The organism is Streptomyces sp. NPDC001634, from assembly GCF_040298185.1.
In the GTDB taxonomy this organism is placed as follows: domain Bacteria; phylum Actinomycetota; class Actinomycetes; order Streptomycetales; family Streptomycetaceae; genus Streptomyces.
This window is the reverse complement of the sequence record NZ_JBEOZU010000005.1, coordinates 1-15213: the sequence shown is the minus strand read 5'-3', so window position 1 is coordinate 15213 and position 15213 is coordinate 1. Positions and strand designations below refer to the sequence as shown.

At 68.3% G+C, this 15213-nt stretch carries 11 protein-coding genes and 1 pseudogene; 8 read left to right on the top strand and 4 right to left on the bottom strand.

Annotation, left to right across the window (positions count from 1 at the left end; all coding sequences use genetic code 11):
• Positions 1 to 12: 12 nt before the first annotated feature.
• From yidC to rpmH, 4 genes are read right to left on the bottom strand one after another with little or no spacing between them, the layout of a single operon-like run.
• The gene (yidC, locus tag ABT186_RS04440) at positions 13 to 1293 is read right to left on the bottom strand and encodes a membrane protein insertase YidC (RefSeq protein ID WP_351221281.1); all 1281 of its coding nucleotides are present in this window, start codon (positions 1291 to 1293) and stop codon (positions 13 to 15) included.
• Positions 1294 to 1296: 3 nt separating this feature from the next.
• Positions 1297 to 1650, bottom strand: a complete 354-nt coding sequence (gene yidD, locus ABT186_RS04435) for a membrane protein insertion efficiency factor YidD (protein WP_351221282.1) — start codon at positions 1648 to 1650, stop codon at positions 1297 to 1299.
• The gene (gene rnpA / locus ABT186_RS04430; protein ID WP_351221283.1) at positions 1647 to 2021 is read right to left on the bottom strand and encodes a ribonuclease P protein component; all 375 of its coding nucleotides are present in this window, start codon (positions 2019 to 2021) and stop codon (positions 1647 to 1649) included. Before rnpA ends, yidD begins: the two co-directional genes overlap by 4 nt.
• Positions 2022 to 2039: 18 nt before the next feature.
• Complete coding sequence (gene rpmH, locus ABT186_RS04425) at positions 2040 to 2177, bottom strand: 50S ribosomal protein L34 (protein WP_003956500.1); 138 nt, start codon at positions 2175 to 2177, stop codon at positions 2040 to 2042.
• 424 nt (positions 2178 to 2601) lie between these two features.
• On the opposite strand from rpmH, the gene dnaA reads away from it, so the two are divergent.
• From dnaA to ABT186_RS04385, 8 genes and pseudogenes are all read left to right on the top strand, one after another.
• Positions 2602 to 4488, top strand: coding sequence for a chromosomal replication initiator protein DnaA (dnaA, locus tag ABT186_RS04420; protein ID WP_351221284.1), 1887 nt, complete (start codon positions 2602 to 2604; stop codon positions 4486 to 4488).
• Positions 4489 to 5948: 1460 nt separating this feature from the next.
• On the top strand, positions 5949 to 7079 hold the full coding sequence (gene dnaN / locus ABT186_RS04415) for a DNA polymerase III subunit beta (RefSeq protein WP_351221285.1): 1131 nt from the start codon (positions 5949 to 5951) through the stop codon (positions 7077 to 7079).
• Positions 7080 to 7294: 215 nt separating this feature from the next.
• A complete protein-coding gene (gene gnd / locus ABT186_RS04410; protein ID WP_351923514.1) occupies positions 7295 to 8170 on the top strand; it encodes a phosphogluconate dehydrogenase (NAD(+)-dependent, decarboxylating) in 876 nt (291 codons plus the stop codon).
• 52 nt (positions 8171 to 8222) lie between these two features.
• Positions 8223 to 9344 (top strand): DNA replication/repair protein RecF, encoded by a 1122-nt coding sequence (gene recF / locus ABT186_RS04405; protein WP_351923512.1) that lies wholly within the window; start codon positions 8223 to 8225, stop codon positions 9342 to 9344.
• Entirely contained in the window at positions 9341 to 9874 is a 534-nt protein-coding gene (locus ABT186_RS04400) for a DciA family protein (RefSeq protein ID WP_351221288.1), read from the top strand. The genes recF and ABT186_RS04400 overlap by 4 nt, the downstream gene beginning before the upstream one ends.
• 352 nt (positions 9875 to 10226) lie before the next feature.
• Complete coding sequence (gene gyrB / locus ABT186_RS04395; protein ID WP_351221289.1) at positions 10227 to 12311, top strand: DNA topoisomerase (ATP-hydrolyzing) subunit B; 2085 nt, start codon at positions 10227 to 10229, stop codon at positions 12309 to 12311.
• A gap of 40 nt (positions 12312 to 12351) precedes the next feature.
• Positions 12352 to 14943, top strand: a complete 2592-nt coding sequence (gene gyrA, locus ABT186_RS04390) for a DNA gyrase subunit A (RefSeq protein ID WP_351221290.1) — start codon at positions 12352 to 12354, stop codon at positions 14941 to 14943.
• 18 nt (positions 14944 to 14961) lie between these two features.
• Positions 14962 to 15213: pseudogene (locus ABT186_RS04385) on the top strand (DUF3566 domain-containing protein); the annotation flags it as partial.

The window sequence follows — 15213 nt, the reverse complement described above, 5'->3', positions numbered from 1 at the left end:
ATGGACTCCTTCTTACTTCTTGGACGGGGACTTGGGCCGCTGCGGACCCTTGCGCTGGCCGGACTGGGCCCTGCTGCGGGTGCCGGAGCCGGACTGGGGCGTCGCCTTCTTGGCGGCATCGGCCGGCTTGGCGTCCTCCGGCTCGTCGGACTTGCTCAGCGACGGCGACGAGGGCTGGTCGGAGTCACCCGCCGGCTTGGGGCCACCGGACTGGCGCTGCGCCTTGCTCTGCCGCTTGGGCTGCTGGCGCTTGGGGGCAGCGGTGGTCGGCGTTCCGTCCTCGACGGTGGCGACGGCCGCGGCCTCGCTCTTCACCACGGTGCCGTCGGCCTGGGCCGCGAGGCCCGCCTTGCTCAGACCGTTGATGAACTTGCGCTCGAACTCGTTGCGGTCGCGGCCCTTGGCGACGATCGCCTTGACGATGGCCTTCTCACCCCGGCTGCGGGTCTTGCCGTGGTGCGTGACGTGCTTGTGCAGGCGCTCCAGGTAGGCGGCCTGGGCCTTGGAACCCGGGGTCGGGTTGTTGTGGATGACGTACATCTGCTGGCCCATGGTCCACACGTTGGTGGTCAGCCAGTAGACGAGGACGCCGACCGGGAAGTTGATGCCGAAGACGGCGAACATGACCGGGAAGACGTACATCAGCATCTTCTGCTGCTGCATGAACGGCGTCTTCACGGTCGTGTCGACGTTCTTCGTCATCAGCTGGCGCTGCGTGTAGAACTGCGACGCCGACATCAGGACGATCATGACCGCGGTGACGACCCGGACGTCCGTCAGCGAGGCGCCGAGCTGGGCGACCTTGCTGGAGCCGTCCGTGAACTTGGCGGCCAGCGGAGCACCGAAGATGTGCGCCTTCTGGGCGCTGGCGAGCAGCTGGTTGTTGATGACGCCGATGGTCTTGCCCGACGCGATGCCGTTGAGCACGTGGTAGAGGGCGAAGAAGAACGGGGACTGCGCCAGGATGGGAAGGCACGAGGAGAGCGGGTTGGTGCCCGACTCCTTGTACAGCTTCATCATCTCTTCGGACTGGCGCTGCTTGTCGTTCTTGTAACGCTCCTGGATCTTCTTCATCTCGGGCTGGAGCGTCTGCATGGCCCGGGTCGCCTTGATCTGCTTCACGAAGAGCGGGATCAGGCAGATACGGATCAGGATCACCAGGGACACGATGGACAGGCCCCAGGCCCAGCCCGTGTCAGCGCCGAAGATCGCGCCGTACACCGTGTGGAACTGGACGATGACCCAGGAGACGGGTGTCGTGATGAAGCTGAAGAGGCTGGCAATCGTGTCCACTAATCATGCTCCTTGGGCATGGGACGAGGTCTCTGCGGCCGGGCTCGAAGGGTTGTCCCCGTCGGTGGCCGGTTCGGCGGCGGAGGGCCCGCCCTTGCGTGCACGCCAGGCGTTACGCAGCATTTCGTGCCACCGCGGACGCTTGCGCGGCGGGACATGGTCCACACCGCCGAGCGACCACGGATTGCACCGCAGGATGCGCCACGCAGTGAGTGCCGTCCCCTTGATCGCACCGTGCCGGTCGATGGCCGTGTAGCCATAGTGGGAACACGAGGGGTAGTACTTGCACACCGGCCCGAGCAGTGGACTGATCGTCCACTGGTAGATCTTGATCAGGGCCAGTAGTGGGTACTTCATCGCGTGCCCCCTCCGCCCAGCAGCCGCTGGAAGGCGGCATCCAGGTCTCGGGCCAGCTGTGCATGGTCGGCGTCACCCGCACCGGGCAGCGCTCGTACGACTACCAGGCTACCGGGGGGCAACAGGGCCACTCGGTCACGCATCAGATGGCGAAGCCTGCGCTTCACCTTGTTGCGCACGACCGCTCCACCCACTGCCTTGCTCACGACGAAACCCGCACGCGTCGGGGGAGCGCTCTCCCCAGGCGCGTGCGGGTCCATGGCACCGCTACGAAGGTGGACGACGAGAAGCGGGCGTCCGGCCCGGCGTCCTCGGCGTACCGCGGTCGCGAAGTCCTCGCGCCGCCTCAGCCGATGCTCGGTAGGCAGCACGTCATGACCTGTATGCGATCAGGCGGACAGGCGGGCGCGACCCTTGCTGCGGCGGGACGCCAGGATGGCGCGGCCGGCACGGGTGCGCATACGCAGCCGGAAGCCGTGGGTCTTCGCGCGACGACGGTTGTTCGGCTGGAAGGTGCGCTTGCTCACTCGGGGGCTCCAGTAATGATTCGACGGGTGGCGGGTGTCGCCTGGCTGTCACCGTGCGCCCACGAGTAGCTCGCAATACGCCCGAGTGCACCGCTTCCCGATCACCGAAATGTGCCCTGGTCGGGGCACTGGTGCGTGATCTGTGCCCATCGGAGGCAGGCGGCAGCAGCCATCGACAACTCGACCTGGTTACGGTACGCGGGGCTACGCCATCCGGTCAAACCAGCGGCCGGGGGGAGACACTTGTCCACAGGCTGGGGACAACAACTTGAACCGCACCGGTTGCCCTGACTACCGTGACTGGACTCCGATTCGTTCCCTTATCCCGGCCCCAGCAGTTTTGCCCCCGCCCCGACCCACCCGAGTTACATCCCGACCCGTCCCACAACCACACGTTCGTGGGACCTGTGAGAGAGCGTGCCCTGTGGCTGACGTACCTGCCGATCTTGCCGCAGTGTGGCCACGAGTACTCGAAAAGCTTCTCGGTGAGGGGCGCGGGCCGGGTGTCGAGGCGAAGGACGAGCACTGGATCAAGCGCTGCCAGCCGCTGGCGCTGGTCGCCGACACCGCCCTGCTCGCCGTTCCGAACGAGTTTGCGAAGGGTGTTCTCGAGGGCCGGCTCGCGCCGATCGTCAGCGACACGCTGAGCCGCGAGTGCGGCCGCCCGATCCGCATCGCGATCACCGTCGACGACTCCGCCGGCGAGCCCCCGGCGCCGGTGCCCCCCGCCCAGTCGCGCTACGAGGAGCCCGAGCTCCCCGCACCCCAGGGCCGCGACGCGTACGACCACCAGGGCGGCTACGAGGGGTACGGCCGCCATCGCGCCGACGACCACCGCTCGGGCCGCCCCGACCAGCTGCCCACCGGTCCCGGTGACCAGCTCCCCGGCGCCCGCGCCGACCAGCTCCCACCCGCCCGACCTGCGTACCCGGGCGAGTACCAGCGTCCCGAGCCCGGCGCCTGGCCGCGCCCGGCCCAGGACGACTACGGCTGGCAGCAACAGCGGCTCGGCTTCCCCGAGCGCGACCCGTATGCGACGCCCGCGCCGGACTACCGTGCGCAGTCGCTGGAGCGGCCGCCCTACGAGCAGCAGCGTCGGGAGTACGAGAGCGCGCGCCCCGACTTCGACCAGCAGCGCCCCGACCGTCGCGAGATTCCCGAGCCGTCCTCCGGCAACGGTCATGTGCACAGGGGTGGTCCGGTCGGCGCGGGTCCCACCACCGGCGCTCCCGGCCCGCTGGCCGCTCAGCCCGCACCGGCGACCGGTCCGGGCGAGCCCACCGCACGCCTCAACCCGAAGTACCTCTTCGACACGTTCGTCATCGGCGCCTCGAACCGCTTCGCACACGCGGCCGCGGTCGCCGTCGCCGAGGCGCCGGCGAAGGCGTACAACCCCCTCTTCATCTATGGGGAGTCCGGGCTCGGCAAGACGCACCTGCTGCACGCGATCGGGCACTACGCACGCAGCCTCTATCCGGGCACGCGGGTGCGATACGTGAGCTCCGAGGAGTTCACCAACGAATTCATCAACTCCATCCGCGACGGCAAGGCGGACGCGTTCCGCAAGCGCTACCGCGACATGGACATCCTGCTGGTCGACGACATCCAGTTCCTGGCGCAGAAGGAGTCGACGCAGGAGGAGTTCTTCCACACCTTCAACACGCTCCACAACGCCAACAAGCAGATCGTGCTGTCCTCGGACCGGCCGCCCAAGCAGCTGGTGACCCTGGAGGACCGGCTGCGGAACCGCTTCGAGTGGGGTCTGATCACCGACGTCCAGCCGCCCGAGCTGGAGACGCGTATCGCGATCCTGCGCAAGAAGGCGGTGCAGGAGCAGCTCAACGCGCCGCCGGAGGTGCTGGAGTTCATCGCCTCCCGCATCTCGCGCAACATCCGCGAGCTGGAGGGCGCGCTGATCCGGGTGACGGCGTTCGCGTCGCTCAACCGTCAGCCGGTGGACCTCGGCCTGACGGAGATCGTCCTCAAGGACCTGATCCCCGGCGGCGAGGACACGGCCCCCGAGATCACCGCGACCGCCATCATGGCCGCCACCGCCGCCTACTTCGGGCTGACGATCGAGGACCTGTGCGGCACCTCGCGCGGCCGCGCCCTGGTGACCGCCCGCCAGATCGCGATGTACCTGTGCCGTGAGCTGACGGATCTGTCGCTGCCGAAGATCGGCGCGCAGTTCGGCGGCCGCGACCACACGACGGTGATGCATGCCGACCGCAAGATCCGGGCGCTGATGGCCGAGCGGCGCTCCATCTACAACCAGGTCACCGAGCTGACGAACCGCATCAAGAACGGCTGACGGCGGCGCGCAAACGGCACCGAGGGCGCCCCGGGAACTGTCCCGAGGGCGCCTTCTGCCGTTCTCGTACGCGCGCGAGAAGCACCGGCGCCCGTTTCCGGGCCATGCGCGCGAGGCGCGAGTCGGCGGTTCCCCAGCAGCCCGCAGGGCACCCGACGGCAATTTCCGAGCAGCGCGTGGGGAGCTCTGGGGCGGTGCCTGCGCACGGAGGGCGCCCATCGGCCCTTCCCCAACAGCGCATTGGGCACCCGAAGGCGGCTCCTCGGCGCACGAAGAATGCCCGTCGGCCCTTCCCCAGCTACGCGCAGGGGCGGCCCTCGGCGTTCCCCAGCCACGCGCAGGTTGCCCGACGGCGATTCGCCAACAGCGCCCAGGGCGGCCGTCGGCGGTTCCCCAAACAGCGCCCAGGGCGGCCGTCGGCGGTTCCTCAGCTGCGCGCAGGGCACCCTCAGCGACTCCCCAGCCACGCACAGGTTGTCCGACGGCGGTTCCCCAACAGCGCCCAGAGCGGCCGTCGGCGGTTCCTCGGCGCGCGAAGGGCGCCTGGCGGCGGTTCCTCAGCTGCGCGCAGGGCACCCACAGCGACTCCCCAGCCACGCACAGGGCGCCCGACGGCCCTTCCCCAGCCATGTTCGGAGGGCCCCCTCAGGCGTTCTCCGGCCGCTCGTCGGCCACCCTTTGTTCGAATACCTGCCGCGTTACGGCCACTCTCCACAGATTCGGCGACTTTCTTCCGTCCACATGCTGGGGACTGTGGAGTTGTCCAGATAGCGTCCACAGGTTGTGCTGTTGAAGGACGATCGGGCCAGCTCAGGTGGTTGTGGATTCGTGGACGAACGATCTCCACAGACTGTGGACGACGCAAAGATCCACAGGCTGTGCACCGAGTTGTCCACCGACGACCCACAGGCTGGGGCCGGTTGTCCCCAGCGATCCCCGGCTTCTCCACATCCCTGTCCACTGTTCGGCAACGCGACGCACCCTCTCACCGACAGGAGTGAAAGGCGTCACACCAAGGTGTCGGGTTGGCCTGTGGGAAAGGTGGGTAAAGCTGGGGACGGCACTGGGGAGAAGTGCCCCGAGGCTGTGCACGGGGTGTGCAGAACTTTCCGTTCTCCACAGAGACCCCTGGTTGTCCACTGCCCGTACCCACAGGGCCCGTGGACAAAATTTCGCCTCTGACCTGGGAAAACGCGGTTATCCACGGTATCCACAGGCCCTACTACTACTCCCAACTAGAGAGAGCTGGGATTTCGCTTCGAAGCGGGTCCTGTGCACAACTCGCTCTCCGGCTCCCGGCTGCCCCTCATCACGACTTGACCCCGAGAGGCACCTACTGTCAGCGCCGTGCGTCAGACTGGTCCCCGGTGTCCTTCCCCTCACAGGGGCCCACGACACCGAGTCAGACGACGAAGGCCAGGCAGGGCGAGAACGCCGGCAACAGCAGGAGGCGGCTTACGGTGAAGATCCGGGTGGAACGCGACGTACTCGCGGAGGCAGTGGCCTGGGCGGCGCGCAGCCTCCCGGCCCGTCCGCCGGCGCCTGTCCTCGCCGGCCTTCTGCTGAAGGCCGAGGACGGCCAGCTGAGCCTGTCCAGCTTCGACTACGAGGTCTCCGCGCGCGTGTCCGTGGAGGCGGAGGTCGAGGAGGAGGGCACGGTTCTCGTCTCCGGCCGTCTGCTGGCCGACATCTCCCGCGCCCTCCCCAACCGCCCGGTGGAGATTTCCACAGACGGTGTACGGGCGACGGTGGTCTGCGGCTCCTCGCGGTTCACACTCCACACCCTCCCTGTGGAGGAGTACCCGGCGCTGCCGCAGATGCCGAACGCGACGGGCACGGTCCCCGGCGAGGTCTTCGCCGCGGCCGCCGCCCAGGTCGCCATCGCCGCGGGCCGGGACGACACGCTGCCCGTCCTCACCGGTGTGCGCATCGAGATCGAGGGCGACACGGTGACGCTCGCCTCCACCGACCGCTACCGCTTCGCCGTCCGCGAGTTCCTGTGGAAGCCGGAGAACCCGGACGCGTCCGCGGTCGCGCTGGTGCCCGCCAAGACGCTCCTGGACACCGCCAAGGCGCTGACCAGCGGCGACAGCGTGATCCTGGCGCTGTCCGGTTCGGGCGCGGGCGAGGGCCTGATCGGTTTCGAGGGCGCCGGCCGTCGTACGACCACGCGGCTGCTGGAGGGCGATCTCCCGAAGTACCGCACGCTGTTCCCGACGGAGTTCAACTCGGTCGCCACGCTTGAGACCGCGCCCTTCGTGGAGGCCGTCAAGCGTGTCGCCCTGGTCGCCGAGCGCAACACCCCGGTCCGGCTCAGCTTCGAGCAGGGCGTGCTGATCCTGGAGGCCGGCTCCAGCGACGATGCACAGGCTGTGGAAAGGGTCGACGCCCACCTGGAGGGCGACGACATCTCCATCGCCTTCAACCCGACCTTCCTGCTGGACGGCTTGAGCGCGATCGACTCCCCGGTGGCGCAGCTGTCCTTCACGACGTCCACGAAGCCCGCGCTGCTCAGCGGCAAGCCGGCCATGGACGCGGAGGCGGACGAGGCCTACAAGTACCTGATCATGCCGGTGCGGCTGAGCGGCTGAGCGGCTGAGCGGCCGGCGCCGGGCATCCTGCCCAGGCACGGTGTTCCACAGCGCCCTCCGGCCTTGTGGAACACCGGCAGCCCGTCGGACGGAGCCGCAGGTCGGGGCCCACGCCTGAGCGCGTATGCCCACAGATGTGCATGAGCGTCCGGGTTTAGGCTCGGACGCGGGTACGAAAGTGCCCTCATGCCACGTCGCAACCTAAGGAACAACTGATGGAGCTCGGTCTCGTCGGCCTCGGCAAGATGGGCGGCAACATGCGCGAGCGGATCCGCCGCGCAGGCCACACCGTCATCGGATACGACCGCAACCCGGATCTCGCCGATGTCCACAGCCTCGAAGAGCTTGTGGGCAAGCTCGAGGGCCCGCGCGTGGTGTGGGTGATGGTCCCGGCCGGTGCCCCGACCCAGTCCACGATCGACCAGCTGGCCGAACTCCTGGAGCCCGGTGACGTCGTCGTGGACGGCGGGAACTCCCGCTGGACGGACGACGAGAAGCACGCCGAGGAGCTCGCGGCCAAGGGCATCGGCTTCGTGGACTGCGGTGTCTCCGGCGGCGTATGGGGCCTCGAGAACGGATACGCGCTGATGTACGGCGGCGACGCCGAGAACGTCGCCAAGGTGCAGCCGATATTCGACGCCCTCAAGCCCGAGGGCGAGTTCGGCTCGGTGCACGCGGGCAAGGTCGGCGCGGGCCACTTCGCGAAGATGGTCCACAACGGCATCGAGTACGCCATGATGCAGGCCTACGCCGAGGGCTGGGAGCTGCTGGAGAAGGTCCACTCCGTGGAGAACGTCCGCGAGGTCTTCCGCTCCTGGCAGGAGGGCACGGTCATCCGCTCCTGGCTGCTGGACCTCGCGGTCAACGCCCTCGAAGAGGACGAGCACCTGGACAAGCTGCGCGGCTGGGCGGCCGACTCCGGAGAGGGCCGCTGGACGGTGGAAGCGGCCATCGACAACGCGGTGCCGCTGCCGGCGATCACCGCCTCGCTGTTCGCGCGTTTCAGCTCGCGTCAGGACGACTCGCCGCAGATGAAGATGATCGCGGCGCTGCGCAACCAGTTCGGCGGCCACGCCGTCGAGAAGAAGTAATCCACAGGGCCGCCCGGCGGCCCACAACCCTGGGGGAGGTCGGCGAACGACCATGCACGTCACGCATCTGTCGCTGGCCGACTTCCGCTCGTACGCCCGGGTCGAAGTTCCGCTCGACCCGGGCGTCACGGCCTTCGTCGGCCCCAACGGCCAGGGCAAGACGAACCTCGTCGAGGCGGTCGGTTATCTCGCCACCCTCGGCAGCCACCGCGTCTCCTCGGACGCACCCCTCGTCCGCATGGGCGCCGACCGCGCGATCATCCGGGCGCAGGTACGGCAGGGCGACCGTCAGCAGCTCGTCGAGCTGGAACTCAACCCCGGCAAGGCCAACCGCGCCCGCATCAACAGGTCCTCGCAGGTCAGACCCCGTGACGTGCTCGGCATCGTACGGACGGTGCTGTTCGCGCCCGAGGACCTCGCGCTGGTCAAGGGCGACCCGGGCGAACGCCGCCGCTTTCTCGACGAGCTGGTCACCGCCCGCTCCCCGCGCATGGCCGGCGTCCGCTCCGACTACGAGCGGGTCCTCAAGCAGCGCAACACCCTCCTCAAGACGGCCGCGCTCGCCCGCCGCCATGGCGGCCGCTCCATGGACCTGTCCACGCTCGACGTCTGGGACCAGCACCTCGCGCGCGCGGGCGCCGAGGTGCTGGTCCAGCGCCTGGACCTGATCGCCGCGATCCAGCCGCTCGCCGACAAGGCGTATGAACAGCTGGCACCCGGCGGCGGCCCGGTCGCCCTGGAGTACAAGCCGTCCGCGCCCGGCGAGGCCCACACGCGCGAGGACCTCTACGAGCAGCTGACGGCGGCCCTCGCCGACGCCCGCAAGCAGGAGATCGAGCGCGGCGTCACCCTGGTGGGACCCCATCGGGACGATCTGCTTCTCAAACTCGGTCAGCTGCCCGCCAAGGGTTACGCATCCCACGGCGAGTCCTGGTCCTACGCGCTCGCGCTGCGCCTTGCGTCGTACGACCTCCTCCGCGCGGAGGGCAACGAGCCGGTGCTCGTCCTCGACGATGTCTTCGCCGAGCTGGACACCCGCCGCCGCGAGCGCCTGGCCGAGCTGGTCTCGCCCGGGGAGCAGGTCCTGGTGACCGCCGCGGTCGACGACGACGTACCGCATGTACTGACCGGGACGCGGTACACCGTGTCCGACGGCACCGTGGAGCGCGCATGAGCACCGACGAACCCGCACCGAAGAAGGCACCCGAGCTGTCGGGCGTGGACCTCGCGCGTGTGGCGCTGCGGGCCGCCAAGGAACAGGCACGCGCGCGTGGGGACGCGGCGCAGCAGAAGAAGCAGGCGCGGCGCGGCGGACTGCGCTCCGGCGCACGCGCCGACGGCCGCGATCCCATGGCGCTCGGCGCGGCCATCAACCGGCTGATCACCGAGCGCGGCTGGGAGACCCCGGCCGCAGTGGGCGGTGTGATGGGCCGCTGGCCGCAGATCGTGGGCGAGGACCTCGCCAAGCACTGCGTCCCGCAGCGGTACGACGAGGACGAACGCGTCCTGACCGTGACCTGCGACTCCACGGCGTGGGCGACCCAGCTGCGGCTGCTGGCCCCGCAACTGGTCGCGCGCCTCAACGAGGACCTCGGGCACGGAACGGTCCGGCTGATCAAGGTGCTTGGCCCCGGCGGCCCCGTCCGGCGCTTCGGCCCCCTGCGCGCCCCCGGGAGCACGGGGCCCGGTGACACCTACGGGTGACCGACATCACATCCGACCGCCCGCCAGCAGGCGTCGGCGGTGTCTTCGTCATGACCGCGCGCGGTTGCGAATGCCGACCTGACTCCGAAGTAGCAAAGGGTTGACAGCCGGAAGCGCTGAGTGCCTCTCAGAGCCTCTTGGAGCCCCGCTCCGCATATGGGGAGTCGGGCGAGACCGGTTCAGGGCGGCACATGCGGACTCAGGTACCGGCAAACCCCCATCACTGTCGGCGCTACCGGTAGACTGGAACGCAATCCCGCCCCATTCGTGGGACACACCGAGCAACGCTGATCAAGGCTTACCAACGCAACATGCCGCAGCCGCTCCGGCAACCCGCCGACGAGCCTGGTTTGTGCTGTGCCAGAAAGGGCGCTTCGTGGCCGATTCCGGCAACCCCAACGAGAACATCCCGTCCACCGACGCCGACGTGAACGACGAGGCGATCACCTCGAACGGCGAGGTCACCGCCTCGTACGACGCCAGCGCCATCACCGTCCTCGAGGGTCTGGACGCGGTCCGCAAGCGACCCGGCATGTACATCGGCTCGACCGGTGAGCGCGGCCTTCACCACCTCGTGTACGAGGTCGTCGACAACTCCGTCGACGAGGCGCTGGCCGGCCACGCGGACACCATCGACGTGACGATCCTGGCCGATGGTGGCGTGCGCGTCGTCGACAACGGCCGTGGCATTCCGGTGGGCATCGTCCCTTCCGAGGGCAAGCCGGCCGTCGAGGTCGTGCTGACCGTGCTGCACGCGGGCGGCAAGTTCGGCGGCGGCGGCTACGCCGTCTCCGGTGGTCTGCACGGCGTTGGCGTCTCCGTTGTCAACGCCCTGTCGAGCAAGGTGTCTGTCGAGGTCAAGACCGACGGCCACCGCTGGACGCAGGACTACAAGATGGGCGTTCCGACGGCCCCGCTCGCCCAGCACGAGACGACCGGCGAGACCGGCACCTCGGTCACCTTCTGGGCCGACCCGGACATCTTCGAGACCACCGAGTACTCCTTCGAGACGCTCTCGCGGCGCTTCCAGGAGATGGCGTTCCTCAACAAGGGTTTGACGATCAAACTCACTGACGAGCGCGAGTCTGCGAAGGCCACCTCCGGGGCGGACGAGGCGGGCGCGGACGAGACCCCCGAGGTCAAGACCGTCACCTACCACTACGAGGGCGGCATCGTCGACTTCGTGAAGTACCTCAACTCCCGCAAGGGAGACGTGGTGCACCCGTCCGTCATCGACCTCGATGCCGAGGACAAGGACAAGAGCCTGTCCCTCGAGGTCGCGATGCAGTGGAACAGCGGCTACAGCGAGGGCGTGTACTCCTTCGCCAACATCATCCACACCCACGAGGGCGGTACCCACGAGGAGGGCTTCCGCGCGGCGCTGACCTCGCTGATCAACAAGTACGCGCGCGACAAGAAGCTGCTGCGCGAGAAGGACGACAACCTCACCGGCGACGACATCCGCGAGGGCCTGACCGCGATCATCTCGGTCAAGCTGAGCGAGCCCCAGTTCGAGGGCCAGACCAAGACCAAGCTGGGCAACACGGAGGCGAAGACCTTCGTCCAGAAGGCGGTCTACGAGCACCTCAACGACTGGCTGGACCGCAATCCGAACGAGGCCGCGGACATCGTCCGCAAGGCCATCCAGGCGGCCACCGCGCGCGTGGCGGCCCGCAAGGCCCGCGACCTCACCCGTCGCAAGGGCCTCCTGGAGACCGCGTCCCTGCCGGGCAAGCTCTCCGACTGCCAGTCGAACGACCCCACCAAGTGCGAGATCTTCATCGTCGAGGGTGACTCCGCCGGCGGCTCGGCCAAGTCCGGCCGCAACCCGCAGTACCAGGCGATCCTCCCGATCCGAGGCAAGATCCTCAACGTCGAGAAGGCGCGGATCGACAAGATCCTGCAGAACCAGGAGATCCAGGCGCTGATCTCGGCCTTCGGCACCGGTGTGCACGAGGACTTCGACATCTCCAGGCTCCGCTACCACAAGATCATCCTGATGGCGGACGCCGACGTCGACGGCCAGCACATCAACACCCTGCTGCTGACCTTCCTGTTCCGCTTCATGCGGCCGCTGGTCGAGGCCGGACACGTGTTCCTCTCCCGCCCGCCGCTGTACAAGATCAAGTGGGGCAGGGACGACTTCGAGTACGCGTACTCGGACCGCGAGCGCGACGCACTGATCGAGCTGGGCCGCCGCAACGGCAAGCGGATCAAGGACGACTCGGTCCAGCGCTTCAAGGGCCTCGGCGAGATGAACGCCGAGGAGCTGCGCGTCACGACCATGGACGTCGACCACCGCGTCCTCGGCCAGGTCACGCTCGACGACGCCGCCCAGGCCGACGACCTCTTCTCGGTCCTCATGGGCGAGGACGTCGAGGCACGGCGTGCGTTCATCCAGCGCAACGCCAAGGACGTCCGCTTCCTCGACATCTGAGTCGGTCAGCTGACCGCACCAGGAAGGATCTTCACCAGCAATGGCCGACGAGAACACTCCCGTGACTCCTGAAGAGGGCGAGACCACCCTGCGTATCGAGCCCGTCGGGCTCGAGACGGAGATGCAGCGCTCGTACCTCGACTACGCGATGTCCGTCATCGTGTCGCGTGCGCTGCCCGACGTACGGGACGGTCTCAAGCCCGTGCACCGCCGCGTCCTGTACGCGATGTACGACGGCGGCTACCGGCCCGAGAAGGGTTTCTACAAGTGCGCCCGCGTCGTCGGCGACGTCATGGGCAACTACCACCCGCACGGCGACTCCTCGATCTACGACGCGCTGGTCCGCCTCGCGCAGCCGTGGTCGATGCGGATGCCGCTGGTGGACTCCAACGGCAACTTCGGCTCTCCGGGCAACGACCCCGCGGCCGCCATGCGCTACACCGAGTGCAAGATGGCCCCGCTGTCCATGGAGATGGTCCGCGACATCGACGAGGAGACCGTCGACTTCACGGACAACTACGACGGCCGCTCCCAGGAGCCGACGGTGCTGCCGTCCCGGTTCCCGAACCTGCTGATCAACGGCTCCGCCGGTATCGCGGTCGGCATGGCGACCAACATCCCGCCGCACAACCTCCGCGAGGTCGCCGCGGGCGCCCAGTGGTACCTGGAGAACCCGGAGGCGAGTCACGAGGAGCTGCTCGACGCGCTGATCGAGCGCATCAAGGGCCCCGACTTCCCGACCGGCGCCCTGGTGGTGGGCCGCAAGGGCATCGAGGAGGCGTACCGCACCGGCCGTGGCTCGATCACCATGCGCGCGGTCGTCGAGGTCGAGGAGATCCAGAACCGCCAGTGCCTGGTGGTCACGGAGCTGCCGTACCAGGTCAACCCCGACAACCTCGCGCAGAAGATCGCCGACCTGGTCAAGGACGGCAAGGTCGGCGGTATCGCCGACGTCCGCGACGAGACGTCGTCCCGTACGGGCCAGCGTCTGGTCATCGTGCTCAAGCGGGACGCCGTCGCCAAGGTCGTCCTGAACAACCTCTACAAGCACACCGACCTGCAGACGAACTTCGGCGCCAACATGCTGGCGCTCGTCGACGGTGTGCCGCGCACCCTCTCCCTGGACGCGTTCATCCGCCACTGGGTGACGCACCAGATCGAGGTCGTCGTCCGCCGTACGCGCTTCCGGCTGCGCAAGGCCGAGGAGCGCGCGCACATCCTGCGCGGCCTCCTGAAGGCCCTGGACGCGATCGACGAGGTCATCGCGCTGATCCGGCGCAGCGACACCGTCGAGATCGCGCGCGACGGCCTGATGAGGCTCCTGGAGATCGACGAGATCCAGGCGAACGCCATCCTCGAGATGCAGCTGCGGCGACTCGCCGCCCTGGAGCGCCAGAAGATCGTCCAGGAGCACGACGAACTCCAGGCGAAGATCACCGAGTACAACGCGATCCTCGCCTCGCCGGTGCGCCAGCGCGGCATCATCAGCGAGGAGCTCGCAGCGATCGTCGAGAAGTACGGCGACGACCGTCGCTCCAAACTGGTGCCCTTCGACGGCGACATGTCCATCGAGGACCTGATCGCCGAAGAGGACATCGTCGTCACCATCACCCGCGGCGGCTACGTCAAGCGCACCAAGACGGACGACTACCGCTCGCAGAAGCGCGGCGGCAAGGGCGTGCGCGGCACGAAGCTCAAGGAAGACGACATCGTCGACCACTTCTTCGTGTCCACCACGCACCACTGGCTGCTGTTCTTCACGAACAAGGGCCGCGTCTACCGTGCGAAGGCCTACGAGCTGCCCGACGCCGGCCGGGACGCGCGCGGCCAGCACGTCGCGAACCTGCTCGCCTTCCAGCCGGACGAGGCGATCGCCGAGATCCTCGCGATCCGCGACTATGAAGCCGCGCCGTACCTGGTGCTCGCCACCAAGGGCGGTCTGGTCAAGAAGACGCCTCTGAAGGATTACGATTCGCCGCGTTCCGGCGGTGTCATCGCGATCAATCTCCGTGAGACGGAGGACGGTTCCGACGACGAACTGATCGGGGCAGAACTGGTCTCGGCCGAGGACGATCTGCTTCTGATCAGCAAGAAGGCTCAATCGATCCGGTTCACCGCAACCGACGAGTCGCTGCGCCCGATGGGCCGCGCCACCTCGGGTGTCAAGGGCATGAGTTTCCGTGAAGGCGATGAACTCCTGTCGATGAATGTTGTTCGACCCGGTACGTTCGTGTTCACTGCCACAGACGGTGGGTACGCGAAGCGGACCGCCGTTGACGAGTACCGCGTCCAGGGTCGCGGTGGCCTCGGTATCAAGGCCGCCAAGATCGTTGAGGACCGCGGCTCGCTCGTCGGCGCGCTGGTGGTCGAGGAGAGCGACGAGATCCTCGCCATCACGCTGTCCGGCGGTGTGATTCGTACGCGAGTCAATGAGGTCAGGGAGACGGGCCGTGACACCATGGGCGTCCAACTGATCAACCTGGGCAAGCGCGATGCCGTGGTCGGTATCGCTCGTAACGCCGAGGCGGGGCGCGAGGCGGAGGAAGTCGACGGCGACGAGGCCGTGGACGAGACCGCCGAGGACGCCCTGACCACCGGCACGGACGAGGGTGAGGGGCCCTCGGCCGAGTAGCACGAGGAGTGAGTCAGCGTGAGCGGAGCCACGGGCGCCGGATCGACCGGTACGGAATCGGACGGCGGCGGCCGTGGCTCCGCCGCGCGGGCGACGGACTCGCACACAACGAACCTGAAGGCGATCAAGTCCCCCGCAACGGACTCGCACTCAGCCGACTCGCACGGACCCCAGGGGGGAACTGTGACGGACACCCGAGGCCCGCAGGCCCAGCAGTACGCGGCAGGCGCGGGCCCGGCCGCTCCGGACGCCGCGCGGCCCGCGCAGGGC